Origin of the sequence: Vibrio sp. B1-2, assembly GCF_963888445.1 — a bacterium.
Lineage (GTDB): Bacteria > Pseudomonadota > Gammaproteobacteria > Enterobacterales > Vibrionaceae > Vibrio > Vibrio anguillarum.
Genome location: NZ_CAWPJH010000043.1, coordinates 89,515 through 116,149, shown reverse-complemented (window position 1 = coordinate 116,149; position 26,635 = coordinate 89,515). Strand labels below are relative to the sequence as shown.

At 45.0% G+C, this 26,635-nt stretch carries 19 protein-coding genes and 1 pseudogene; 8 read left to right on the top strand and 12 right to left on the bottom strand.

What is annotated here, in order from left to right; genetic code table 11:
* The first annotated feature begins 62 nt into the window (after positions 1–62).
* Positions 63–1,814, top strand: coding sequence for a lysophospholipid acyltransferase family protein (locus AACQ75_RS16285; RefSeq protein WP_170889069.1), 1,752 nt, complete (start codon positions 63–65; stop codon positions 1,812–1,814).
* A gap of 240 nt (positions 1,815–2,054) precedes the next feature.
* Here AACQ75_RS16285 and AACQ75_RS16280 read toward each other — a convergent pair.
* From AACQ75_RS16280 to AACQ75_RS16270, 3 genes and pseudogenes are all read right to left on the bottom strand, one after another.
* Positions 2,055–3,430 (bottom strand): annotated as a pseudogene (locus AACQ75_RS16280) (IS4-like element ISVa18 family transposase).
* Positions 3,431–3,721: 291 nt separating this feature from the next.
* Positions 3,722–5,554 carry a glutamine--fructose-6-phosphate transaminase (isomerizing) gene (glmS, locus tag AACQ75_RS16275; RefSeq protein ID WP_017045440.1) on the bottom strand — a complete coding sequence of 611 codons (1,833 nt, stop codon included), beginning with the start codon at positions 5,552–5,554 and terminating at the stop codon, positions 3,722–3,724.
* A gap of 87 nt (positions 5,555–5,641) precedes the next feature.
* Positions 5,642–6,403, bottom strand: coding sequence for a DeoR/GlpR family DNA-binding transcription regulator (locus AACQ75_RS16270; RefSeq protein ID WP_013857797.1), 762 nt, complete (start codon positions 6,401–6,403; stop codon positions 5,642–5,644).
* Between the two features lie 424 nt (positions 6,404–6,827).
* Here AACQ75_RS16270 and pykF point away from each other — a divergent pair, with 424 nt between their 5' ends.
* Positions 6,828–8,240, top strand: coding sequence for a pyruvate kinase PykF (pykF, locus tag AACQ75_RS16265; protein ID WP_026027602.1), 1,413 nt, complete (start codon positions 6,828–6,830; stop codon positions 8,238–8,240).
* Positions 8,241–8,343: 103 nt separating this feature from the next.
* Here the strand turns inward: pykF and AACQ75_RS16260 are convergent, their stop codons facing one another.
* The 3 genes from AACQ75_RS16260 to AACQ75_RS16250 all read right to left on the bottom strand — a co-directional run bounded on the left by AACQ75_RS16260 (position 8,344) and on the right by AACQ75_RS16250 (position 12,067).
* Complete coding sequence (locus AACQ75_RS16260) at positions 8,344–10,209, bottom strand: sensor domain-containing diguanylate cyclase (protein WP_170889068.1); 1,866 nt, start codon at positions 10,207–10,209, stop codon at positions 8,344–8,346.
* Between the two features lie 166 nt (positions 10,210–10,375).
* On the bottom strand, positions 10,376–11,068 hold the full coding sequence (locus tag AACQ75_RS16255) for an oxidative stress defense protein (protein WP_170889067.1): 693 nt from the start codon (positions 11,066–11,068) through the stop codon (positions 10,376–10,378).
* A 102-nt stretch (positions 11,069–11,170) separates the two neighbouring features.
* Positions 11,171–12,067, bottom strand: a complete 897-nt coding sequence (locus tag AACQ75_RS16250) for a LysR family transcriptional regulator ArgP (RefSeq protein WP_170889066.1) — start codon at positions 12,065–12,067, stop codon at positions 11,171–11,173.
* A gap of 122 nt (positions 12,068–12,189) precedes the next feature.
* Between AACQ75_RS16250 and AACQ75_RS16245 the strand changes: the two genes are divergently transcribed.
* A complete protein-coding gene (locus AACQ75_RS16245) occupies positions 12,190–12,822 on the top strand; it encodes a LysE/ArgO family amino acid transporter (RefSeq protein WP_017047512.1) in 633 nt (210 codons plus the stop codon).
* 74 nt (positions 12,823–12,896) lie between these two features.
* Here AACQ75_RS16245 and mscS read toward each other — a convergent pair whose 3' ends face one another.
* The 5 genes from mscS to AACQ75_RS16220 all read right to left on the bottom strand — a co-directional run bounded on the left by mscS (position 12,897) and on the right by AACQ75_RS16220 (position 19,778).
* Entirely contained in the window at positions 12,897–13,823 is a 927-nt protein-coding gene (gene mscS / locus AACQ75_RS16240) for a small-conductance mechanosensitive channel MscS (protein WP_170889065.1), read from the bottom strand.
* Between the two features lie 233 nt (positions 13,824–14,056).
* Complete coding sequence (gene fbaA / locus AACQ75_RS16235) at positions 14,057–15,133, bottom strand: class II fructose-bisphosphate aldolase (RefSeq protein WP_013857804.1); 1,077 nt, start codon at positions 15,131–15,133, stop codon at positions 14,057–14,059.
* Between the two features lie 153 nt (positions 15,134–15,286).
* A complete protein-coding gene (locus tag AACQ75_RS16230) occupies positions 15,287–16,450 on the bottom strand; it encodes a phosphoglycerate kinase (protein WP_026027969.1) in 1,164 nt (387 codons plus the stop codon).
* A gap of 148 nt (positions 16,451–16,598) precedes the next feature.
* Complete coding sequence (gene epd, locus AACQ75_RS16225) at positions 16,599–17,624, bottom strand: erythrose-4-phosphate dehydrogenase (RefSeq protein ID WP_026027970.1); 1,026 nt, start codon at positions 17,622–17,624, stop codon at positions 16,599–16,601.
* Between the two features lie 198 nt (positions 17,625–17,822).
* On the bottom strand, positions 17,823–19,778 hold the full coding sequence (locus AACQ75_RS16220) for a ligand-gated channel protein (RefSeq protein ID WP_170889064.1): 1,956 nt from the start codon (positions 19,776–19,778) through the stop codon (positions 17,823–17,825).
* A gap of 143 nt (positions 19,779–19,921) precedes the next feature.
* Here AACQ75_RS16220 and AACQ75_RS16215 point away from each other — a divergent pair, with 143 nt between their 5' ends.
* Positions 19,922–20,824 carry a LysR family transcriptional regulator gene (locus tag AACQ75_RS16215; RefSeq protein ID WP_170889063.1) on the top strand — a complete coding sequence of 301 codons (903 nt, stop codon included), beginning with the start codon at positions 19,922–19,924 and terminating at the stop codon, positions 20,822–20,824.
* Positions 20,825–20,887: 63 nt separating this feature from the next.
* On the opposite strand, the gene tkt is transcribed toward AACQ75_RS16215, so the two are convergent.
* A complete protein-coding gene (tkt, locus tag AACQ75_RS16210; RefSeq protein WP_170889062.1) occupies positions 20,888–22,897 on the bottom strand; it encodes a transketolase in 2,010 nt (669 codons plus the stop codon).
* A 329-nt stretch (positions 22,898–23,226) separates the two neighbouring features.
* Between tkt and metK the strand changes: the two genes are divergently transcribed.
* From metK to rsmE, 4 genes are all read left to right on the top strand, one after another.
* Positions 23,227–24,381, top strand: coding sequence for a methionine adenosyltransferase (gene metK, locus AACQ75_RS16205; protein WP_026027375.1), 1,155 nt, complete (start codon positions 23,227–23,229; stop codon positions 24,379–24,381).
* 67 nt (positions 24,382–24,448) lie between these two features.
* A complete protein-coding gene (locus AACQ75_RS16200) occupies positions 24,449–24,949 on the top strand; it encodes a SprT family zinc-dependent metalloprotease (RefSeq protein ID WP_019282289.1) in 501 nt (166 codons plus the stop codon).
* A gap of 133 nt (positions 24,950–25,082) precedes the next feature.
* On the top strand, positions 25,083–25,790 hold the full coding sequence (gene endA / locus AACQ75_RS16195; protein WP_013857813.1) for a deoxyribonuclease I: 708 nt from the start codon (positions 25,083–25,085) through the stop codon (positions 25,788–25,790).
* A 108-nt stretch (positions 25,791–25,898) separates the two neighbouring features.
* A complete protein-coding gene (gene rsmE, locus AACQ75_RS16190; RefSeq protein ID WP_013857814.1) occupies positions 25,899–26,630 on the top strand; it encodes a 16S rRNA (uracil(1498)-N(3))-methyltransferase in 732 nt (243 codons plus the stop codon).
* Positions 26,631–26,635 lie beyond the last annotated feature (5 nt).

Sequence of the window (26,635 nt, the reverse complement as noted above, 5' to 3'; positions counted from 1 at the left end):
CGCAGCCAGATTGTCATCTTCCCTCTCTAGCATAAGCACAAAGCATAAAATGCGAGGTTGCTATGCTCACAATAAGCCCTTTTAAATTACCGAGAAAAACGCCGTTTGGACTAGGCGAACACTTCACTGAGTGGGCGACAGGCCTAACTCGTTTAGATAAGTTTTATGCACAACGCCCACCCCATTGCGATACCGCAACATTTTTGCGTTTTACGTTAGAGGTATTGGGTATTGACTACCAAGTGGTGAAAGGATCATTAGCTCAAGTTCCCACTCAAGGCGCGACAGTCGTTGTTGCAAATCACCCACTTGGTTGTGTGGAAGGCGTTATTCTGGCTGAGATGCTGCTTTCAATTCGCTCAGACGTGCAGATATTAGCCAATCACTATTTAAAAACCGTACCAGAGTTAGATTCGCTGTTCATTGGTGTGGATGTTTTTGAAGACAAAGCCGCGCAAAAAGCGAATATGCAAGCCTTGAGAGCCGCCAATAAACACCTTTCTCAAGGAGGGCTGCTATTGATGTTTCCTGCGGGCGAAGTGTCACAACTGGTTGATAGTAAAACGCAGAAACTGGAAGACAAACAGTGGAGCCGTTCAGTCAGCCGACTGATACAAAAGCATCAAGCGACGGCGTTACCTGTGTTCATCAACGGGCAAAATTCGAAACGCTTTTACATGGCTGGAAAAATCCACCCGCTACTAAGAACGTTAATGTTGGGCCGTGAACTGCTCAATAAAAAGCATCAGCGTATCGAAATCGCCATTGGCGATGCGATCAATCATAAAGAAATCCAACATCTGTGTGATGAGACGCTGGTCAGCTATTTAAGGCTCAACACCTACCTTTTAAGTCACATCAACCCAACCAAGCGCAATAAAACCAATGATGAGCCGTTACAACCCATTGCACAGCGGCTCCCCCTAAGCGCTTTGTTACACGATATTGAGCAGCTTTCTTTTTCTGATCATCTATTAAGGCATAACGAATTCGATGTGTATTGTACCAGCGCAGAAAACATCCCCTCGTTACTGCACGAAATAGGACGAGTGCGAGAGCACAATTTCAGGCTAGTAGGTGAAGGCACCGGCACCGAGCTCGATATCGATCAATACGATCGCAACTATCTGCATCTATTCATTTGGGATCGCGAAGCGCAGAAATTGGTCGGAGCTTACCGTTTAGGCTTGGTCGACCGTATTGTGCCGATAAGCGGTATTGCAGGTTTGTACTCACGAACGCTGTTTCAGTATGACCACCGCTTTCTCAATACCATAGGTAATGCAATTGAAATGGGGCGTTCCGTCGTCGACATCGAGTATCAAAAAAGTATGGCTCCGCTATTGCTGCTTTGGAAGGGAATCGCAACCTATGTGCACCGAAACCCGCACTATACGCACCTATTTGGCCCCGTAAGTATCAGCAATGATTACAGTGAAAGTGCGCGCCGTTTATTAGCCGATACAATGACGCAGCACTACTACAATAACCAACACGCCCATTTGGTTGAGGCAAGTAACCCACTCCCCAAGCAACAAGCTCCTTGGAATGCCAGTTTGCTGAGTGCATTGGCTGATTTACAGCTGCTTTCAAAAGTGATTGCCCGGTTGGATGAAGGGAAAAGCGTACCGGTGCTACTGCGTCAATACCTCGGTTTAAATGGCAAGTTAGTCAGTTTTAACGTAGACCCTGATTTTAATGATTCGTTAGATGGCTTGATTGTGGTCGATTTACGCAACGTTCCGGTGCGCAGCTTAAGCCGCTACATGGGCACTAAGGAAGCATACGAATACCTCACCCATCACACGCTTTAACTCTGTTGTTCGGGTTGTTTATACCTCCTCTTTTTAAGGGGAGGTATCCCTATAACACACTCCCCCAACCTAGCACTCCTTTTGAAGAAAACAGAGCTGAGTTTCGCATATTGGATAGCACTATCAGGGGCGCTTTCAAATTAAAAATGGCATGCTCCCAACGCTCACAAAACTGATTCCCTCCCCTTCAAGGCGAGGGTTAAGGTGGGGTGAATACCCCCTCCTAGCCCTGTCTCTTGATCACAAGTCTGGTGAATCAAGAGACTTAGCCAGTTCATACCCTTCAAGGATGGTTTGTAACCTAAACCATCCTTGCCATAATGTCTTTATAGAAGCACGACCCGTTCGCTTTGTATTCTTCCAACCCCCTAATCGAGCAATACCTCTGTAAGCCCATGATATGTCCGGAGCTTCCTTCGGTAGCCCTTTTCTTTCTAGCTTTAGCCACATTAGCTTCCATGCTTTGCCTTTTAATATCGGCTCACAACTGCTCTTAGATAACTCATCTGATTCATTCATAAATCTCAACTGGAGCAACCGAGTCGCGATAAAAGCCAGAATAACGCTGAGCCTTTCTAAGTTATCTTTGCTTTGCATTCTCAATTGCTCGACTTGAGTGCCTTCACTTTTCCAGACTTTATGAAAATCTTCAATTAGCCAGCGCAGCTCATAATAACTGACGATTTTAAGTGCCTCTTCTCTGCTCGTTACTGGCTCTGAGGTCAGTAAGTGCCATGCGAGCTTATCGTTACTCTCTCCTTGCTCTATGCATCCCACGTAGTAAAGAGGAATGTTATTGAACTCTTTTTATTCGCGGGAGATTTGAGTGTCACGGGGGCATATTTGATGTCTAGGTGAACCGTGCGAGCTTTACGGCCGCCTTTTTGCGGTATGTCGAGCACTCTTTCTCCTGCTGATTGCAGCTTGGAAGCGTAGTCATAAAGACGATTATCATGCTCTTTTATACAGCGACTTTGCATTGAGCGAACGAGGAATCGCTGTTGTTGCTCTTGCTTGTAAGTGAGGTATTCAAATAGGTCGGCTTCTCTATCGCACACAGAAATAACATCTGAGATTTTCTCGCCAAGTCGCTCTGCGACATGGCGAGAAGCTTGCTCCCATTTCTCTTTGTATGGTCGAGTGGCGTACTGGTGTCCTTGTCCACGCTTTTCAATATATCGAGTCCAGCGTTGTTGTTCAATTAAGCCAACAACCACTTGAGTTTCTGGAGCAAAAAGTAAGGTCGAGTGTATGAACATAGCTCGATTTCGATTGCCTTGATTGGAGTGCCCAAGTTCATCTTGTATGCTGCGATGGGAGTAACTTAGAGAAGTCGTATCTTCTAATGCAAGAAGTGTTTGTTGTTCTAAAGCCTCTTGCGCTGTGACATAAAAGCCCGCTTCAGCGATATCTTCTGCTTTGATTTGCTCATTACGAATAAAGCGATAAGCCCCTTCCATATCTGCAGGGGAGATGATGAGTTTCGAGACCGGTACGCCAGGTTGCTCGGCCAAAGAGGCTGCTAGGGCAACGAGTCTTTGAGTACGTCTTGGGTCATTGAGGTGAGCTTGACCAAATTGCTTTTGTGCCCAGAGGGTTGGTTCTATATAAGTCATTCTAATCATACTTGTTATTGCTTAGATGATCAGATCATGAAACATAAAATTAGTTCAAAAAAATCCCCAAGCAGAGGCTTGGGGATTTGTGTATAAGAGACAGCTCCTAGCCTCCCCCTAAAAGAGGGAGGAACAAAAGCGTTATGAGCTTCTACTTTAAAAGCATTAAGTGGCAGAAGCGGGTTTGTGCTGAATCGCTTGTTTACATCACTTGAGCTAAGTGTTTGAGCAAAGAAAAACGATGATACTTTATTCTACTCACACAACAATATGCGCTCTAACCACCTTGTATCACTCAACCGTTACGGCTTTGGCAAGGTTACGAGGTTGGTCGACATCCGTACCTTTGATCAAAGCAACATAGTAAGAAAGAAGCTGCATTGGAATGGTGTAGTAGATCGGCGCGGTAATTTCACTCACGTGTGGCATGGTGATAATTTTCATTGTTTCATCAGCCGCAAAGCCAGCGTCTTGATCGGCAAACACATACAGCAAGCCGCCACGAGCACGTACTTCTTCAATGTTCGATTTTAGCTTCTCTAACAGCTCGTTATTTGGCGCGACCACGACAACGGGCATATCAGCATCAATCAATGCTAATGGGCCGTGCTTTAATTCGCCCGCTGCGTATGCTTCAGCATGAATGTAAGAGATTTCCTTCAGCTTTAATGATGCTTCAAGCGCGATAGGGTAAAACTCACCACGACCTAGGAATAGAGTGTGGTGTTTATCTGCGAAATCTTCAGCCAGTGCTTCAATCTGCTTTTCATAGGCAAGAGCGGCATTAATTTGTGCAGGCAGTGCATGCAGTGCTTCAACAATTTCCGCCTCTTTTTCTTTATTAATGCACTGCTTTTGTTTACCAAGAGCGGTCACTAACATTAGCAAGGTTGCAAGCTGAGTAGTGAAGGCTTTGGTTGACGCCACACCAATCTCTGTTCCAGCGCGAGTCATGAATGCAAAGTCAGATTCACGAACCAGCGAAGAACCCGCTACGTTACAAATAGTCATCGCGGCCATGTAACCTTTTTCTTTCGCCAAGCGCAAAGCGGCTAAGGTATCTGCCGTTTCACCGGATTGAGAAAGCGTGATCAACAAGCTATTTGGACGAGTCACAAATTTGCGATAGCGAAATTCAGAGGCAATTTCCACATCGCAACTCACGCCTGCCAATGCTTCAAACCAATAACGCGCTGTCATGCCTGCGTTGTACGACGTTCCGCAAGCGACGATTTGTACATGTTCCACTTGGCTAAGAATTTCGGCAGCGTTCACGCCAATGCTTTCTGTCACTACGCTGTCTTTGGTGATGCGGCCTTCCATGGTGTTAATCAATGCCGTTGGCTGTTCAAAGATCTCTTTTTGCATGAAATGACGATATTTACCTTTATCACCAGCGTCGTGCTCTGCGTTAGATTCGCTAATTTCACGCGTCACCTGTTCGCCGTTTGCAGCAAAAACCGTCACATCGCGGCGCGTAACTTCCGCGACATCACCCTCTTCAAGATACATAAAGCGGCGTGTAACATTCAGCAAAGCTAATTGGTCTGAAGCTAAGAAATTCTCACCAACACCGAAACCGATCACGATCGGGCTACCGGAGCGAGCAACCACAACACGGCTTGGATCTTTGCGATCAAGTACCACAGTACCGTAAGCACCCTCGAGTTGTTTAACCGTTTTTTGCACCGCTTCAAGCAGTGAACTGGCCGTGCGCAGTTCCCACTCAACAAGGTGAGCAATCACTTCAGTATCGGTTTGCGATTCAAAAAGGTAGCCGCGTTCACGCAGAACATCACGTAGCGTTTCATGGTTTTCGATAATGCCGTTATGCACAACCGCAATATCGCCCGACATGTGTGGGTGAGCATTAATTTCGGAAGGTTCACCGTGTGTCGCCCAGCGCGTGTGCGCAATGCCTGTGCCTCCGGCAACATGTTGTTTTTCGACTGCATCGGCTAGCTCTTGCACTTTGCCTAAACGACGAACGCGCGTTAATTGACTCGCACTATCCACCACAGCAACACCGGCTGAATCATAGCCGCGGTATTCCAAGCGGCGTAGTCCTTCCACTAAAATTTCAGCCACATCTCGTTGTGCTACTGCACCGACAATTCCACACATAAGGTTTTTACTCCATTTTAGATTTATGCTTCATCCCTAAAGCCGCAAGCGAAGGCCTTTATTTAGGAATGGTTGAATAGGGGTTAATTAAGCTCGGATCACTCGCACTTGGTGCGATTCAATCAATGCGGCATCTTGAACGGTTAGATCGTTATCGGTCACTAACACGTCGATATGCTCCCAAGCGAGCTCAAGGTTGGGAATTTTTCGGCCAACTTTGTCTGATTCGATCATCACGATCACTTCTCGTGAGACTTCGGCCATCACTTTGCTCAGGCCAATCAGTTCATTGAAGGTGGTGGTGCCACGTTCAAGATCAATACCGTCAGCGCCAATAAACAGTTGGTCAAAATCGTAAGAACGCAGTACCGATTCAGCCACTTTGCCCTGAAAGGACTCGGAATGGGTATCCCAAGTACCGCCCGTCATTAATAGTGTCGGTTCACTTTCTAGTTCATTAAGGGCGTTCGCTACGTGCAATGAGTTGGTCATCACAACCAAACCGCGTTTATCATTCAGTTGCTGAATTAATGCTGCCGTAGTACTACCACAGTCAATAACGATGCGATTGTGGTCTCGAATTAACTTAGCTGCCGCCTTAGCCAGCTTTATCTTTCGATTCGAAACTTTAGGATTAAACTCATCATTGACCACCTCTTTAGGCAGTGCAATCGCACCACCGTAACGGCGTAAGAGTTGACCGTTTTTCTCTAAAGAGGCCAAATCCTTTCTAATCGTCACCTCTGAGGTTTCAAACTGAGCAGAGAGTGCATCAACACTGACCTCACCCTGTTCATTCACAAGGTTAGCGATGGTGTGTCTTCTCAGTTGTGTATTTCGTTTCGACATTTATATTTTTCTTCAAGATTACGAATCGAAAGCAATATTAATCGAATCGAAACTTTATTGTCTATTTATTTCGATCTAAAAAATTAATAATTCACGCTAAAACCTTGTCCTAAGACAATTCTTAGGCAGTGATATTGAACTCATTAGGTGGTAGAATTCGCGCCGAAAAGAAAAAAAATTACAGAATTGACTGTTATTCTTTTGCAACTTAACCGATTTAAACTCAATAAGTGGCAAAATAACGCTATAAAATCGACAATGCTTGGTCATAAAATGACTAAACTGTTGAAAGACTTTCAGCTCTAATGTCACAAAATCACATCAATATTGTTGGGTAATAGATAAGAAAAATTGCCGCTTGTGATGACGCTAGAACACTCAACCAACTTCAAATTGTAATCATATTTACCGGAGAGAACCTTCCATGAAAAAGACCAAAATCGTATGTACGATTGGCCCTAAAACTGAATCTGTAGAGAAGCTTACTGAGCTAGTGAATGCTGGCATGAACGTTATGCGTTTGAACTTCTCTCACGGTGACTTCGTAGAACACGGCACTCGTATTGCGAACTTCCGTAAAGTAATGGAAAACACTGGTAAACAGCTTGCGATCCTTTTAGACACTAAAGGTCCTGAAATCCGCACCATCAAACTAGAAAATGGTGATGACGTTGATCTCGTAGCTGGCCAGGATTTCACTTTCACTACTGATGCAACCGTTGTAGGTAACAAAGATAAAGTTGCCGTGACTTACTTAGGTTTTGCTAAAGACCTTACTGTAGGTAACAAAATTTTGGTTGATGACGGCCTGATTGAAATGGAAGTGATTGCAACCACAGAAACTGAAGTGAAATGTAAAGTGCTGAACAACGGCGCGCTAGGTGAAAACAAAGGTGTTAACCTTCCTAACGTTTCAGTGAACCTTCCAGCTCTTTCTGAAAAAGATAAAGCAGACCTTAAATTTGGTTGTGAGCAAGGCGTTGATTTTGTTGCAGCTTCTTTCATTCGTAAAGCTGACGACGTACGTGAAATCCGCGAACTGCTAACAGCAAACGGCGGCGCAGATATCCAAATCATCTCTAAAATTGAAAACCAAGAAGGCGTTGATAACTTCGACGAAATTCTTGAGCTTTCTGACGGTATCATGGTTGCTCGTGGCGACCTAGGTGTTGAGATCCCTGCTGAAGAAGTTATCTTTGCACAGAAGATGATGATCGAAAAATGTAACCGCGCACGTAAAGTGGTTATCACAGCAACTCAAATGCTTGATTCAATGATCAAGAACCCACGTCCAACTCGCGCAGAAGCTGGCGACGTAGCCAACGCGGTAATGGATGGTACAGATGCAGTGATGCTTTCTGGCGAAACAGCAAAAGGTAAATACCCTGTTGAAGCGGTCACTATCATGGCGCAAATCTGTGCTCGTACAGACCGCGTTCTACAAGCTGAGTTGGGTTCTCGTTTAGACAGCCCACGCCTACGCATTACTGAAGCCGTATGTAAAGGTGCAGTAGATACTGCTGAGAAATTGGCGGCTCCACTTATCGTGGTCGCAACTGAAGCGGGTAAATCAGCTCGTTCAGTGCGTAAGTACTTCCCAACTGCGAACATCATTGCTGTAACCACTAACAAGAAAACGGCGGCTCAACTTGTTCTGACTAAAGGTGTAACACCGGTTGTTGTTGATACTATCGACAGCACTGATGCGTTCTACATCAATGGTAAAGAGATTGCACTGGCTTCTGGTCTAGGCAAGAAGGGTGACATCGTAGTGATGGTTTCTGGTGCACTTGTTGCCTCAGGTACAACCAACACAGCTTCTGTTCACGTTCTATAATCGAACGTCGAATACAAAGCAGAAAAAATCGGGGCTTGCCCCGATTTTTTATTTTCGCTATTTACGCTTTACTTGCCAAACCCATCACTCTTTGCGGTATGCCTTAAGCAAGATCATCACTGCTTTTACACAGTGAAATTCGATTTCGTCCTAAGGTTTTCGCCTCATATAAAGCAATGTCAGCACATTTATACGAGCGTTTACCATCTGCGGTTAAGTCAGTAAAGCCAGCGCTGATAGTCACGGTGAGGCTTTGCTCTACCGCTACTCGTAATCGGTCTAGGACAGTCTCGGCTTCTTCTACAGAAGTGTGCGGCATAATAATCGCAAACTCTTCACCGCCAATACGTGCCAGAAAATCCGTGGTACGCAATGTTTGGCTCAAAATTTCACCAACTTTAATAATGACGCGATCACCTTCATCATGTCCTTGTTCATCATTTACTCGTTTAAAGTAATCAATATCAATTAAGACGAGGCAAACATGATGGCTTTCGGGATAACGTTGAATGAGGTGCGTATGATGCTGCAATTCTGCTTCAAATTTACGCCGATTCCATAGCTGAGTTAACGCATCTTTTTCACTCAATTCTCGCAATCGGTTTTCTAAGACTTTGTACTGAGTAATATCGACTAAAGAGGTGATGTAATAACTGACTTTAGTCGCCTCTTTAATCGCTTGAATTCTCATGATGGCGGTTAGAGTCTCACCTTGTATATTGACCATTTCTACTTCACCTTCCCAGAAATGTTGCTGCGATACCTCTTCAAGCACCTCGAGCATAAACTCCATACCATTTGGACTGAGCAGTAACTTTAATGCGTTACTGCCTTTTATCTCGTCAATAGTCAAACCTGTAATCTTTTCAAATTCGCCATTAACCATCATCACTTTGTGCTTTCTGTCTGAGATCATCACTGCAGACATACCATTCAAGGCCGCTCTTGCCAGTTTGCTTTCAATACTTCGATGATGGTAATGCAACGCCATGGAAACCATGGGAAGCGCAAAAATGAGTATAACGAAGAAGACAAAAAAAGCTTCTTTGATTAAATCGTTGACGTCACGCTTCGCTCGATGATCTAATTGCTCATCGGTGAGTTGAATCATCAAAAAAACAGGTTTCAATGAAGCAAATTTAAGGGTTTTATAAACCGTAACCTTGCCATTTTCGAATACATAGCCAGAAGGAGTTGTCTGCATCTGCTGCCAAGTTTTCGGTAGCAGAAGTGCAAGATTCACGTATTGATTGGACGGTAATAAGTCTCCAAATAATTTGGTTTTATCGTTGGAAGACCAATAGAAACCTGAATCGCCGATAAGCTCAGGAGTTAATTGTGGATCACGGACATGATTTAAACGCGAGGATTGTGACCAAATATCAACATTGAGGACTAAATAGCCTTTTCGTTCCCCTAATACGGTAACTGGCGTGATCACACATAGCATCGGCTGTATAGCCGCAGCACTTCGAGCACTAGCCAATGCAATGCCCCATACACCCACTTCTCCCTCTGACAGGTTTTCTGCAAAGGCAATATAGCCATGATGTGACAGGTCTTGAAGATTTTTTGCACTAGAGGCTAAAGGGTTGTCCGCAGAATGATCAATACGGAGTCGCTCATGCCCAGATAAATCCAAAAGTGTAATCGAACTATACCATGTCTGCTTTTCAGCAACAGAAGACCATATATTTTCAAGATGCTGCCGGTTTATCTCTGAAGGAGAAAAAATAAATTCATACAAACTTTGGCTTCGACTAAGCAAATCAATAATGGAACCGACCTGAGCTTTCAACCCCCGATACTGTCGCTCACTTTCATTGAGTTGATCAAACGCCTCCGCTACCGTGTTTTGCGTTGCGTTGTCTTTCACTTCTTGGTAGCGCTGATAGTAATACCCAGTCACTATTGCGCTGAATAAGAAACAAATGATGAGAAGGATGCTGATTATTTTTGTGTATCTCATGACTTGTCTAAATATTAACCCTAAATAGTGATGAGCGGATTATAGCATCTTAAAAAATAGACAAAACAAAAAGCTACCGATTAATAATACAATCAATTTATGGAAGTAAAGGCTCGTTTTTTATCCATTTCAAATTAACTAATTAATCAGTAGCTTAGGAAAGGGCTTAGTTGTTTAATTGATAGACTACGTCCACCCTATCGCGAATAATAAGCGTCGAGTCTTGGTAACTATTAGATTCAGATTTTGCATCCATTGCCATAGCACGCATCATAATCGGCTGCACGCTGGGCGAGTTGTAGTCTATCTGCCACACATCACCTAATTTCAACTTAAATCCTTCCGCCAATGATAGTGCTTTGGTATTCGCATCTTGAATCGCCGCTAGCCGAGCTTGTTGCTGGTATTGCTCTTGATTCCGAACTTTAAGTTGAATATTGTCGACTTGGTTAATGCCCTCACCGAGCGCTACATCAAGGTATTGATTAAGCTGGCTTAAATCTTCCACCTCAACCGTGACACTTCTTGTTGCTTGATAACCCACTAACTCAGGCTTGCCGGACTTAGGGTAGTGATATTGAGGGGCAAGGTAGAGATTTGAACTCGATATTTGTTGGGAAGTCACACCGGATTCTTTCAAACGCGCCACAAATGCTTCTACCACTTTGTCGACCGCTCTTTTTGCCTGCTCCGCCGTCAGCGTCGATTCAACCACTTTAACTGAAAACTCAGCCATATCAGGTGCCGCAACGACTTCACCATAACCTGTCGTTGAAAGATGAGGAAAATTCATTTCCTGCGCCATAGAACCAAAACTGAGCAATCCAGATAATAGCGTTACACTTGTCATTAATTTCATGGGAGTTACCTTACTCAAATGGGTGAATACATCATAGGCGATACTCTATATAAGCACAGTTAATAGCTTATGAAATGACACAACTTTGACGTTGAACTTTTGTCATTGCGGCAACATTTGGCGAGCATATTGAACGATGGCCTGAGAAATTTCCTGTAATATTCCCGTTTCTAACTGCCAATGATGCCAATAAATACGGTTGGTTAAAATGAACCCTGGTGTAATGTCGGTAAGCGTGCCTATTTCGAGCTCTTGTGCTATCTGTAAGCGGGGGATCAAACAATACGCCGCACCGGATAGGGCTAATTTAACAAAAGCTTCTGAACTACCCACGGTATGGTTTATGACGGCATCTCTTGGCACATTGAAGTGATCATGCAAATATTTTTTATGCAGATCATCATACTGATCATACGATACCGCTGGTGCTTTTTTTAAAGTATGAAAGTTCACACCTTGAGAGAAATAACGCTGATAAAACTCCGGGCTGGCAACACACACATAGTCCATTCGGCCTAAGTAGTCAGCATGACAACCAGGAATGGCTTGCGATTCTAAGCTTATTGCGCCAGCTACTTCGCCATTTTTAATTTTTTCGATCGTACGTGACTCACCAAAAACCGTCAGGTTCAACTCAACTTGCCGCGTTTTCATCGTATTCGATAACGCAGGAAGTAACCAAGTGGCCAAACTGTCCGCATTAGTGGCAATAGCTATTGAAACGGGCCGCGTATTCTCCTCATTCATCAATTCAGGCACCAATTCATTTTCAAGCAAACACACCCTACGATACAACCCTAGCAATTTTTTTCCCACCAGCGTTGGCCTTGGTGGCTGCTCTCGAATCAGGACTGGTTGGGCGATAAATCTCTCTAATTGCTTGATCCTTTGAGAAATAGCCGATTGTGAAATATAGAGATTTTCAGCAGCTCGTTCAAAGCTTCCTTGTTGCAGTACCGCATCTAATGCCTCAATCCATTTGTAATCTAGCCCTCTCATCCAAGGCTCCTTTTTATGATTATTAGTATTACTAATATAATATTAAAATCATTAATTATACTTATTTTTATACTCTCGCTATTGTGCGCTCACTGTATTGAATTATTACGATGAGGTGAGCTGTGAATGTGTGGATTTTGCTACAAGGTTTTGGATTAGGTGCAACGATGATTATTCCTATTGGTGCACAAAATGCCTATGTGCTAAACCAAGGAATTAAGCGCAATCACCACTTAACGACGGCGACCATCTGTAGTCTACTGGATGTGATTTTTATTTCTCTGGGTATATTTGGTGGCGGTGCCCTACTCTCAAGTAACGAAATCTTACTGACCTCGGTTACCTTAGGCGGTGTTGCTTTTCTCTCATTTTATGGATTTATTTCTTTAAGGAGTGCCTTCACTTCAACAAGCACTAATGAATCGGATGGCGAAGTGATCGCACGTGGTAAACGAACGGTTATCTTGGGCGCGTTAGCCGTTACTGTGCTTAACCCACATTTATACTTAGATACGGTTGTGATTTTGGGATCGATTGGTGGTCAGTTTGAAGGCCATGATCGCATCGCGTTTGCGCTAGGAACCATGATGGCCTCTTTTGTATGGTTTTATTCTTTATCAATTGGTGCTGCGAAACTGGGGCCGACGCTCTCAAAGCCTAACGTGAAGAAAGGAATAGACATGGCCGTGGCTGCTATGATGTTTAGCATCGCCTTTATCCTTGCAAAAGGGCTGGCAATTCAATATCTGGTGTAAGTGTATAACCAACAAAAAGAAAGGGCATGAACTGAATAATCATTTCATGCCCTTTTCACTTGATTGAAAATGAATTAATTCATTTTATTCAGATGAACATCCATTTGTGGGAATGGGATCTCAATACCTTCTTTATCTAACTCTTCTTTGATGGCTTGTAACAAATCAAAATAAACAGCCCAATACTCTGCCGTTTTCACCCAAGGGCGAACCACAAAATTGACTGAAGAATCGGCCAAGGCCATTACACCGATAGTCGGTGCAGGATCTTTCAACAAACGAGGCTCTGCCGCGACTACTTTAGCCAGCACTTCCTTGGTTTTTTGCAGATTGGACTTATAAGAAACACCAATCACCAAATCAATACGACGAGTGTCATGGCGTGAATAGTTAACAATTGGGCCACTGATGATCGAACCATTAGGCACAATCACCATTTTATTGTCAGGCGTGCGCAGTACTGTTGAAAAAATTTGAATCGATTCAACCGATCCAGCAGTACCACTCACTTCCACGTAATCACCGGATTTGAATGGGCGGAATGCCACAATCAAAACGCCCGCAGCAAAGTTTGATAGGGAGCCTTGTAGCGCTAAACCAACCGCCAATCCAGCCGCACCGATAATGGCTACAACAGAAGCGGTTTGCACACCAATGCGACCTAAAGCGGCAATTAATACCACCACAAATAGCGTATAACGGACTAGGCCATGAACAAACTCAACAACTGCTTTGTCCATGTCTTTCTTTTTCAGAGCCTTGGCAACACTTCCAGCGACAGCTTTAACAACAATGTTACCGATAAATAGGATCAGAATAGCGGAAATAATATTGACGCCGTATTGTATCAAAAGATCTGAATTATTGGCCAGCCAAGTATTGGCTTGCGCTAAACCATCGACTAATGGAGCTTCGATGCCCATTGATTCACCTGACATATTGCATTTCCTCTTTATAAAATCATTTTGAATGTTGTTGTTACCACTGAACATCAAAGACAAAAAACGACTGACAGTAGAGTGTCAGTTTTTTGGCACAATATCTCACTTTGGTTATATTGCAAAGTCAGTTTTATGTAAACACTGACAAAACAAATAGTTACTTGGAAGCATTGATATGAGCTTGTTAGAGGTTAAGCAATATTTTAACAATCCGCCAGTCATTTTGTCTGAATCTCGGCCATAAAAAAACCCGCTCATTGAGCGGGTTCATCACTTAGTCCAGATAAATGAACTTATAGTACGTCGATCGCATTAAGGTCAGCGAAGGCTTTCTCTAAACGAGCAACCATCGATGCTTGACCAGCACGTAGCCATACGCGTGGATCGTAGTATTTCTTGTTTGGCGCAGATTCACCCGTAGGGTTACCAATTTGACCTTGTAGGTAGTCATGGTTTTCAGCTTCGTACTGACGGATACCGTCCCAAGTTGCCCACTGAGTATCAGTATCGATGTTCATTTTGATAACACCATAGCTGATTGACTCTTTGATCTCGGCTTCAGAAGAACCAGAACCACCGTGGAATACGAAGTTTAGAGAGTTCGCTGGAAGGCCAAATTTCTCAGAAACATACGCTTGTGAATCACGTAGGATAGTTGGAGTCAGTACCACGTTACCCGCTTGGTAAACACCGTGTACGTTACCGAAAGAAGCTGCGATAGTGAAACGGTGGCTCACTGCGCTCAATTTCTCGTAAGCGTAAGCTACGTCTTCAGGAGAAGTGTACAGCTCAGATGAATCCATGTCTGAGTTGTCAACGCCGTCTTCTTCGCCACCAGTACAACCCAGTTCGATCTCGATAGTCATACCCATTTTAGCCATACGCTCTAGGTATTTCGCACAAGTTTCAACGTTCTCTTCTAGAGACTCTTCAGAAAGGTCTAGCATATGAGAAGAGAATAGAGGCTTACCAGTTTGAGCGAAGAACTCTTCGCCTGCGTCTAGTAGACCGTCGATCCAAGGAAGTAGTTTCTTCGCAGCGTGGTCAGTGTGAAGAATAACAGGCACACCGTAAGTTTCTGCTACAGCGTGAACATATTTCGCGCCAGCAACCGCACCTAGGATTTGTGCACCTTGACCAGCAAGTTTAACGCCTTTACCAGCAAAGAAAGCCGCGCCACCGTTAGAGAACTGAACAACCACTGGCGCTTTAACTTTAGATGCAGCTTCAAGAACCGCATTGATAGAGTCAGTGTTCACTACGTTTACTGCAGGAAGAGCAAAGTTATTTTGTTTTGCAACTTCAAATACTTTCTGTACGTCATCGCCAGAAATTACGCCTGGTTTTACGAAATCGAAGATCTTAGACATGGATTTGATCCTATTTTTTCTATCGTTTTAAAAATAAAACAGTTAAGTTTAAATTCTTGCAAACGTTTGCTCACAACTGGCGTCATTCTATCAGAATAAAAACACACGTGCAGCAAACAAGAAAGCGGGAATCACTCCCGCTTTCATTAGTCATTAAGCTTTCGCGCGTGCTTCTAGCATTTCAACCGCTGGTAGTACTTTACCTTCAACAAACTCAAGGAATGCACCGCCGCCAGTAGAGATGTAAGAGACATCCGCTTTGATACCGAACTTGTCGATTGCCGCTAGTGTGTCACCACCACCAGCCACTGAGAAACCTGCAGATTTCGCAATCGCTTCAGAGATACCTTTTGTACCTGCTTCGAAGTTTTTGAATTCAAATACGCCAACAGGACCGTTCCATAGAATGGTTTTTGCGTTAGCGATGATTTCAGCCAGTTGTGCGGTTGAGTCTGGACCTAGGTCGAAAATCATATCGTCATCTTGAACATCCGCCACGTTTTTGATTTCCGCTTCTGCGTTTTCATCAAAGGCTTTTGCACAAGCAACATCTGTTGCTACTGGAATAGAACACTCTTTCATCAACTTTTTAGCCGTTTCAAGCAAGTCTGCTTCATATAGAGACTTACCTACGTTGTGGCCTGCTGCTGCGATGAAAGTGTTAGCAATACCACCGCCAACAACCAGTTGGTCAGCAATTTTAGATAGCGATTCTAGAACCGTTAGTTTAGTAGACACTTTTGAGCCACCAACGATAGCCACTAATGGACGCTCTGGGTTATCCATGGCTTTGCCTAGTGCTTCAAGTTCTGCTGCCAATAGTGGACCAGCACAAGCGATAGGTGCTTGCATACCAATGCCGTGAGTTGAGGCTTGTGCACGGTGAGCCGTACCAAATGCATCCATCACAAATACGTCGCAAAGAGCTGCGTACTTTTTAGATAGTTCTTCTTCGTTCTTTTTCTCGCCTTTGTTAAAGCGAACGTTTTCTAGAACAACAAGCTCACCTGCGTTTAGCTCTAGGCCATCTAGGTAATCTTTTGCCAGTTTCACTTCGCAATCTAGCGCGTCGTTTAGGTAATTAACCACTGGTAGTAGAGAGAACTCTTCCGCGTATTCGCCTTCAGTTGGACGACCTAGGTGAGAAGTAACCATCACTTTAGCGCCCGCCGCTAGGCAGTGCTGAATTGTTGGTAGCGATGCAAGAATACGTGCATCAGAAGTTACTTTGCCATCTTTCACTGGTACGTTTAGGTCAGCACGGATAAATACGCGTTTACCTGCTAGGTCCAGGTCGGTCATCTTGATTACAGACATGGTTTGTCCTCTCAAATATTAATAAATAAAGTTTTTGGAAACCCGGCAACCTTGCCGAGCCTATAAATTCTTCAAACTGGTTATCGATATGGAGATTTGATTTATTTATTTCAAGCCTGAAAATAAATAAATCTCCATCATCCTGCTACTACTCGGATGCTTGCATTGCGAGTGCCGTATCCAGCATGCGATTCGCAAAGCCCCATTCGTTATCACACCAAACGAGCATTTTAACAAGCTGCCCGTTGCTCACTCTTGTTTGTGAACCATCAACAATCGCACTATGGGGATCGTGGTTAAAATCGATGGAAACAAGCGGAGCTTCAGTATAGTCAACAATGCCACGTAATGTACACTGAGATGCGTTAACAATGGTTTGATTTACGTCATTAACTTTCACATTTGTATTAATTGTGACACTCAAATCCATCGCGGTGACATTAACTGTCGGTACGCGCACTGATATCGCTTCAAATTTGTTAGAAAATTTCGGAAAGATCCTTTCAATTCCTTTGTGCAACTTGGTGTCCACTGGAATGATGGATTGGCTTGCGGAACGTGTTCGACGCAAATCGGTGTGGTAGGCATCGATCACTTGTTGATCATTCATTGACGAGTGAATGGTGGTAATGGTTCCTGAATCGATACCAAACGCTTCATCAAGCACTTTAATAATCGGTACAATGCAGTTGGTGGTACAGGATCCGTTTGACACAATGCGATGTTCTGCGGTTAGCGTCTCATGGTTAACCCCATAAATGATTGTATTATCGAGATCATGTGAGCCGGGATGTGAAAAGAGTACCTTCTTTGCACCTGCCTCAATGTGCTCCAAACCATCGGCTTTTGAGCCGTACACACCCGTGCAGTCGAGCACAATATCAACGCCTAAATCGCGCCATGGCAGAAGTTTGATTTCACTAAGGTGCAAAATTCGAATCGAGTCATACTCATCCAGCCCATGATGAACATAGATATGCTCTTGATCATTGGTGATCTTTTTACCAAATCGACCATGAGTAGTGTCGTATTGCAGTAGGTGCGCCATGGCATCAGGTAGCGCCAGCTCATTCACCGCTACCACTTTTATCTGCTGACTTTTTCCACTTTCATATATCGCACGCAGCACGTTGCGCCCGATACGCCCAAAACCATTGATCGCGACTTTAAGCATCATTCCATCGTCTTAACTTTTTCGTGGTACAGATAGTAACCGATAGCGACCAAGAGCAACACCCCAAGCCATCAGTTGTCGCAAAAGATTCTGTTTCTAAACGGACTCAAGGTACAAGCAACAGCGGCTACGACAAGAAAGATGTCCATAAAAAATGGCTCACCAAACGGGAGCCATTTCATTTGCGGTATTGATGATTTAAAAATTAACGTCAATACCTAACCAATAACGACGTCCATCTTCTACATAGCCATATTCTTGGTATGAAATTTCTTCATCGAGTAGATTGTAAATCGCACCTTTCAAGCTTACTTGAGAAGAAAGCGCGTAAGTGATGCCTGTATCGATGAACTGATAAGCTGGCTCAATCAAGCTACTACGAGAAGGGCCAGTGACTGGGTTGCTCTCTTTTCCACGATAAGTCAGCTTCAACCAACTGCTCAAGTTGTCAGTCGCTTGCCAATCAATATCAGCGCTGAAGCGATGCTCAGGTTGTTGCTCAAGTGGCATACCTTGATATTTTCCGGTTTTTTGCTCTGAGTCAGTAAAGGTATAGCTCGCGTTGAAATAAACCGTTTCTGTGATAGGTAAACCGAGCGTACTTTCAACCCCACGCGTGTACGCTTCATCAACGTTCACTCGATAGGTGGGATCAGAGCCCCACTCGTTCGGGCCTGCAGTACAGATGTTGCTTGGGCACAAAACACGGGTAATTTTGTCTTTGAAATCATTATGGAAGAAAGTCAAACTCGCGTTAAGACCCTCTCCATTTTGGTACATCAACCCCAACTCTTTGTTGATTGAAGTTTCGGGTTTTAAATCTGGGTTGCCGTAGATATTACCGCCACCACTCACTTGCGCCCAATTTGGCGTGACTTCTCTGAGCTGCGGTGAACGGAAACCCGTTGCCACGCCACCTTTCAGAATCCACGCTGGATTGATGGTCCACACGCCATACGCTCTTGGGCTAAAATGAGAACCATAATTTTCATCGTGGTCAACACGGCCACCTAAGGTTAGGTTAAACGACTCGGTCATGCGCCACTCGTCTTCAACAAACGCCGCCCATTGAGTGCTTTCAATCTGAGTTAAATCAGAGGCTTTATTTGAGGTAAAATCTTCTAACTTTGAATGTGAAGCCTCAATGCCTACGGTTGCCGTATTGTTAGTCAATGGCACCACTAAGCTTGATTTAGCCACCGTATTGATGATCTCCATCTCACGGCTTTTATTGTTACTTACTTCACGTTGGACATAAGTATCCGACACACCATAGTCGCCCCAATCCCCTTGGTGAGAAAGGGAAATATAGGTTCTACGGTATTCGTTTAAGCTGTCTTCGCACCCACCTTTACAACCTGTCGTTGGCACGGATAACCCTACATTGCCTCGGCGATCTTGTGCGGAAGTGCCCACTTCAAAAGTCAGATCATGCTGCTCATTAAGTTGGTAGTTCAACTTTGAAGTTAAACTTTTTAAGCTTTTGTCTTGGTAGCCACGTTCAATCTTATCTTCATCGCGTTCGGTACTCTGTCCATAAACTTGCAGAGAAAGATTGTCGGCCAGTGGCCCTGTCAGGAAGAAGTTGACGCTGTTCTGATCGCCAGAATCGCGATTTTCTTGGAAAACCGTATCCAACTGAACACTGCCTGACCACTCTTGATTATCTTTTCGTGTGATGATGTTGATCACACCACCAATGGCATCTGAGCCATACAAAGTCGACATTGGGCCACGAATCACTTCAATTCGTTCAATGGCTTGCAGTGGTGGCATCCATCCCTGCTCAATACCTGGGCCATCACTATTTGGTCGAGTTTGACGTGAAGATTGACGCTTACCATCGACTAACATCAAGGTGTAGTTTGAACTCATACCGCGCAAGCTGATGTCTGTTTTATCACCACCTCCAGTCACCAACACGCCCGGCACACTGCGCAGTGCATCGGTTACATCACGATAATAACGTGATTGCAACTCTTCTCGTGTAATCACACTGATACTCGCTGGAGCCTGCGCTTGTGTTTGTTCAAAACCAGCCGCCGTCACCACTAATTTCTCATAAGATTGAATTTCTTCAGCGAATACGTGTGATGAGGTGAATAACCCGAGCGCTGCAGTAATTGCAACATTCAGCGGATTGAGTCTGGACATGTACCACTCCTTTAAATGATAATGATTATTAATTTCAGGAGTGGATTATTCATAATTTTGATGATTGAGATAGATAGACAGATGGAATGGTCGATACCGAATATGGAACACAGTGATGATTAGATTAAAAGGCCATTTTACTTATGCATGATTTCAGTGCGATCAAAGCTTTCCATGCTCTCTGTCAATACAAAAGCCTGACTGCGGCGGCGAAAGCGCTGGAACAGCCTAAGTCCACCCTCAGTCGACGTTTGGCATCTTTGGAAAACGATCTAGGACAGGCCTTAATTGCTCGGCAAGGCAACCGTCTAACTTTGACTAAAGCTGGGCAAGTTTTTGCAGTTTACACAGAACAACTGCTTGAATTAGCAGAAAAAAGCCATGAAGCACTGCAAGAGTTTAATAACCAAATCAGCGGTGAAATGACCTTGGTGGTTCATCCGAACTTAATTCGTGGCTGGTTGAGCAATGTATTGGATGAATTCATGCAAACCCACACCGAAATCAACATTCGACTCTACAGCCAATATGTGGCAGAAGAGTCGCATCTTGAGCCTGATTTACTGATTTGGATTGGCCCGTTTGCTCAACAAGGCTGGAGACGTGAATTGCTCGGCCATTGGCAATATTCACCTTATGCGTCGCCACACTATCTTGCCAATAACGACATGCCAGAGCATCCACAAGATCTAGTCAAACATCCTTGGATTGATTTTATCGCTTTTCGCCAAGAAGCCTTGGCTCTCATCCATCCTATTCACGGCAGCTATCTTTTACCTGCGCTCACAAGCCGCTTGCAGAGTGATAATTTAGCTATGCAAGCGGATGCGATAGCCAAAGGAAGAGGCATCGGCTTACTGCCGACATGGTTTGCCAAAGGCTTTGAACAAGCGCACCCAAACAGTGTGCAAGCATGTTTGCCAGAATGGTTGTCGCCACCCACTGAAATTAGTTGTCATTATCCAGCAGGCAGACATCCGCTCAAACTGCGTCTGTTTATCGACGCGCTACGTCAAGCCTGCCCTGAGGAATGGAAAACACCATAAACATCAAGATCAAAAAAGCCCAGCGAATGACTCGCTGGGCTTTTGCATTAAAAATAAGAAGACTTAAGCAAGCAACTCTTGTGCTTGTTTCACCACGTTTTCAGTCGTAAAGCCGAACATTTTGAACAGTTGATCCGCCGGTGCTGACTCACCAAAGGTAGTCATACCGATGATCTTTCCGCCAAAACCAACGTACTTGTACCAGAAATCCGCGATACCTGCTTCAATTGCAATACGCTTAGTCACGGCTGCTGGTAGTACGGCTTCGCGGTAGGCTGCATCTTGTTTATCAAACGCATCGGTTGATGGCATCGAAACTACGCGCACTTTCTTACCTTCGGCTGTAAGTTGCTCTGCGGCTTTTACCGCCAGTTCAACTTCAGAGCCAGTGGCAATCAGGATAAGCTCAGGCTGACCAGCGCACTCTTTTAGGATGTAACCACCTTTCGCGATATCCGCAACTTGCGCTTCGCTACGTGGTTGCTGCGCTAGGTTTTGGCGAGAGAAAATCAGCGCTGATGGGCCATCTTTACGCTCAATCGCCAACTTCCATGCGACGGCTGATTCCACTTGATCACACGGACGCCATGTGCTCATGTTTGGTGTCAAACGCAGTGAAGCCACTTGCTCAACCGGTTGATGGGTTGGGCCATCTTCACCCAACCCGATAGAGTCGTGCGTGTAGAGTTGAATGTTCTGAATCTTCATCAGCGCGGCCATTCGCATTGCATTACGGGCGTATTCCATAAACATCAGGAAGGTTGCGCCGTAAGGAACGAAGCCACCGTGCAGCGCGATACCATTCATGATGGCAGTCATACCGAATTCACGCACACCATAGTGAATGTAGTTACCCGAGAAATCTTCCGCCGTGAGCGATTGAGAGCCCGACCACATGGTGAGGTTAGACGGTGCCAAGTCCGCCGAGCCGCCCATAAATTCTGGCAGCATTTTACCAAACGCTTCCAGCGCATTTTGTGACGCTTTGCGTGACGCAATATTGGCTGGGTTAGCTTGAAGGTCAGCAATAATTTGACTCGCTTTCGCTTCCCATTCTGCTGGCAACTCGCCATTTACGCGGCGTTTGAACTCAGCGGCTTCGGCTGGGTAAGCGGCGGCGTAGGCTTCAAACTTGGCGTTCCAATCGGTTTCTTTCGCTTGGCCAGCTTCTTTGGCATCCCACTGCGCGTAAATGTCGGCAGGGATGTGGAAAGGTGCATGCGGCCAACCCAGGAATTCACGCGCTGCTTTGATTTCTTCAGCGCCTAAAGGGGCACCGTGACAGTCGTGTGAGCCCGCTTTGTTTGGCGAACCAAAACCGATGATGGTTTTGGTGCAAATCAAGGTTGGACGAGGGTCAGCTTTCGCAGCCTCAATCGCGGCATTAATCGCTTCAGCGTTATGGCCATCAACCGCAGCAATAACATGCCAGCCGTACGCTTCAAAACGTTTTGGCGTGTCATCAGAGAACCAGCCTTCCACATGACCATCGATAGAGATGCCGTTGTCATCCCAAAACGCAATCAGTTTGCCAAGGCCCAGTGTGCCCGCCAGAGAACACGCCTCGTGCGAGATGCCTTCCATCAAACAACCATCACCCATGAACACATAAGTGAAGTGGTCAACGATGTCGTGACCCGGTTTGTTGAACTGCGCCGCCAGTGCTTTTTCAGCCATCGCCATGCCGACCGCATTGGTAATACCTTGGCCTAGTGGGCCCGTGGTGGTTTCAATGCCCGGCGCGTAACCGTATTCTGGGTGACCCGGTGTTTTTGAGTGCAATTGACGGAAGTTTTTCAAATCATCAATCGACAGCGCGTAACCGCTCAGGTGCAATAAAGAGTAAATCAGCATTGAGCCGTGGCCGTTTGACAGCACAAAACGGTCGCGGTCAGCCCATTGTGGGTTTTGTGGGTTATGGTTTAAGTGGCTACGCCAAAGCACTTCAGCGATATCCGCCATACCCATCGGTGCACCAGGGTGACCAGAGTTAGCTTGTTGAACACCGTCCATACTAAGAGCACGGATGGCATTGGCGAGTTCTTTATTAGAAACAAGGTTACGGGAAGACATGTCTGCTCCTGAGTGCATTAAGCGAATTCAAATTAACGGAAATGGGCTGAAAATAGCGCGGCTATTCTCTCAAAGCACTTTTCTCACTGCAAACGTTTTACTGGAGAAATAGTGCTCTTTAGCGCTTATTTTTAGGATAAAAAACCAAACTCCAATTTTTCATCTAAATTTAAGCAAACGTTTGGTTTACAGACAGGCGTAAAAATAACTTGTAATTCGACCATTCAAAACTAGAATAGACGTCTAGATGTAGAAACACCTACATAAACTAATGAATAACGATGGTGAGCGAAGCTTGCCATAGTCCAACGATTAAAAGTGGAGCTCTCATGGTTAAGCACCTGTTTACTTCTGAATCCGTTTCAGAAGGCCATCCAGATAAAATTGCAGACCAAATTTCTGATGCAGTTTTGGATGCGATTTTAGAACAAGACATCAAAGCGCGCGTTGCTTGTGAAACTTACGTGAAAACCGGCATGGTCATGGTTGGTGGTGAAATCACTACCTCTGCATGGGTGGACATTGAAGAGCTTACTCGCCAAACCGTTCGTGAAATTGGTTACGTCAACTCAGAGATGGGTTTCGATGCCAATTCTTGCGCCGTTTTGAATACCATTGGTAAACAGTCACCTGATATCAACCAAGGTGTTGATAAGGCCGATCCTAAAGAACAAGGCGCCGGTGACCAAGGTATTATGTTCGGTTACGCGACCAACGAAACTGAAATCCTGATGCCAGCACCGATCACCTACGCTCACCGCTTGATGCAAAAACAAGCAGAAGTGCGCAAAAATGGCACGCTTTCTTGGCTACGTCCTGATGCAAAATCTCAAGTTACCTTCCAATATGACCAAGGTAAAATTGTCGGAATTGATGCAGTCGTTCTTTCAACGCAACATTGCGACTCTATCTCGACAGCTGACCTACGCGAAGGCGTCATGGAAGAGATCATCAAGCCAGTGTTGCCAGCCGAGTGGCTTAGCAAAGAGACCAAATTCTTCATCAACCCAACCGGTCGTTTTGTGATTGGCGGCCCAATGGGTGACTGTGGTTTAACTGGTCGTAAGATCATCGTTGATACCTACGGCGGCGCAGCGCGTCACGGTGGTGGTGCATTCTCTGGTAAAGATCCATCAAAAGTAGACCGTAGTGCAGCCTACGCGGCGCGTTATGTAGCGAAAAACATCGTGGCGGCTGGCCTTGCTGACCGCTGTGAAATTCAGTTGTCATACGCCATTGGTATCGCAGATCCAACCTCAATCATGGTCGAAACCTTTGGTACTGAAAAAGTATCACAAGAGATCATCATTGAAGCGGTACGCCAGCACTTCGACCTACGCCCATACGGCCTACAAGAAATGCTCAATTTGCTGCAACCGATCTACAAGAAAACCGCCGCTTATGGTCACTTCGGCCGTGAAGAGTTTCCTTGGGAAGCGACTGACAAAGCCGCCATCCTGCGTGACTTTGCTGGCTTGAAGTAATTTTCAACCTAGTTTAAATTTGTAAGCCCTTGCTCATTCGCAAGGGCTTTTTTCTAGGAATGAATCTGTGCCTAATTTTGAGCTACATTACCGCGCGCAAGTAAAAGCAAAACAGTGCATCACAACCGCTCGTCACTATTTTCAACACGACTTCCCTATGCCGAGTATCAGCTATCAGTTACGGGGAAAGGCGGCAGGTAAGGCTTATTTACAACGTTGGGAAATCAGACTGAATCCAGTGCTGTTTGCTGAAAATCAACGCGCCTTTCTCGATGAAGTGATCCCACATGAAATCGCCCACCTAATTACCTACCAGCGCTATGGTCGCGTTCGTCCACACGGTAAAGAGTGGCAGGGTGTGATGAATCAAGTGTTTCATTTACCAGCCAATACCACTCATCGCTTTGAAGTCTCTTCTGTGCAAGGCAAAACCTTTGAATATCACTGCGCCTGTGCGCATTATCCGCTCACTGTCCGTCGTCACAATAAAGTGATGCGCAATCAAGCCACCTACCGCTGTCAACACTGTGCACAAACGCTCCATTTTACTGGCGTGCAGCTTTCCTAAATAAACTTTGGTTGCTGCTACTTGAATCTACAGCTGTGTGGTTACACCCATCTGCAATTAACAACAAAAACATCATTTATTATTCTTTAATCTGAGTGTTAGACTAATAAAAACCATACTTATATCAGTCTAAATGATGTCCTATTTTCGCTTATTGCTTGTGAATAGCAGCTTAGCTTTGTTCTCGTTTTGTGCCCTAGCTGCGCCTCCCGCTTCCTTTTCTCAAGCTAAAAAAGAAGCATTGAAAATCTATCATGATCACCCAGTGAGCTTTTACTGCGGTTGTGACATTGCATGGCAAGGTAAGAAAGGCACGCCCGACTTACAAGCTTGTGGTTACCAAGTTCGCAAACAACAAACTCGCGCCAGCCGTATTGAATGGGAACACGTCGTCCCTGCTTGGCAATTTGGCCACCAGCGTCAGTGCTGGCAACAAGGTGGGCGTAAAAATTGCACCAAAAATGATACTATTTTTCGTTCGATGGAAGCTGACCTTCACAACCTGACGCCGGCGATTGGCGAAGTTAACGGCGATCGTTCAAACTACAATTTCAGTCAGTGGAATGGCGTAGAAGGTGAAAGCTATGGCCGTTGTGAGATGCAGGTCGATTTTAAACAACGCAAAGTCATGCCACCCGATAGAGCACGTGGCTCAATTGCTCGTACCTATCTGTACATGAGCCAAAACTATGGCTTTCAGTTATCCAAGTCCCAAACACAACTAATGCAAGCGTGGAATCGCCAATACCCAGCCGATGAGTGGGAATGCAAACGCGATCAGCGAATTGCCAAAGTTCAAGGCAATCACAACCCATTTGTGCAGCAACAGTGCCGTTCATGAGGTACTTTTTGTGGGCCATTTTCGTGATTGAAACTCGCCCTTGCCCCTTGTTTTTTCAGTGTAAAGCATCCATGTTAATGGCTATTCAACGTCAGGTAGGAACTATCCATGCGTATCCCTAGAATTTATCATCCGACTCCTCTTCAACCCTCAAGCATTATTGCTCTCAATGATGATGCGGCTGGGCATATTGGCCGGGTGTTACGCATGCAAGCGGGCCAAGAAGTACTGCTTTTTGATGGCAGTGGCGCGGAATTTCCAGCGGAAATTACCGAGGTCAGCAAAAAAAATGTGCTGGTCAATGTGTTGAAAAGAGTCGAAAGCAGCTGTGAATCGCCTCTTAATTTACACCTTGGGCAGGTGATCTCGCGTGGAGACAAAATGGAGTTCACCATTCAAAAATCGGTCGAACTTGGCGTCAATACCATCACGCCTTTGATTTCTGAACGTTGCGGCGTGAAATTAGATGCCAAACGTTTTGAGAAAAAACTTGAACAGTGGCAAAAAATTGCAATCAGCGCTTGTGAGCAGTGCGGCCGCAATATAGTGCCGCTGATCCGCCCAATTATGCAGTTGGAAGAGTGGTGTGCCGAACCCAGTGATGCGCTCAAGCTCAACTTACATCCACGTGCGAAGTATTCGATTAATACCCTGCCTCAACCCATCAATAAAGTCCGTTTGTTGATTGGCCCTGAAGGGGGCTTATCAGAATCAGAAATTAGCATGACTGAACAGTACCATTTTGAAGAAACCTTGCTAGGCCCACGCGTACTGCGTACTGAAACTGCGGCCTTAACGGCTATTACTGCTCTTCAAGTTCGCTTTGGCGATCTTGGCTAACCGGA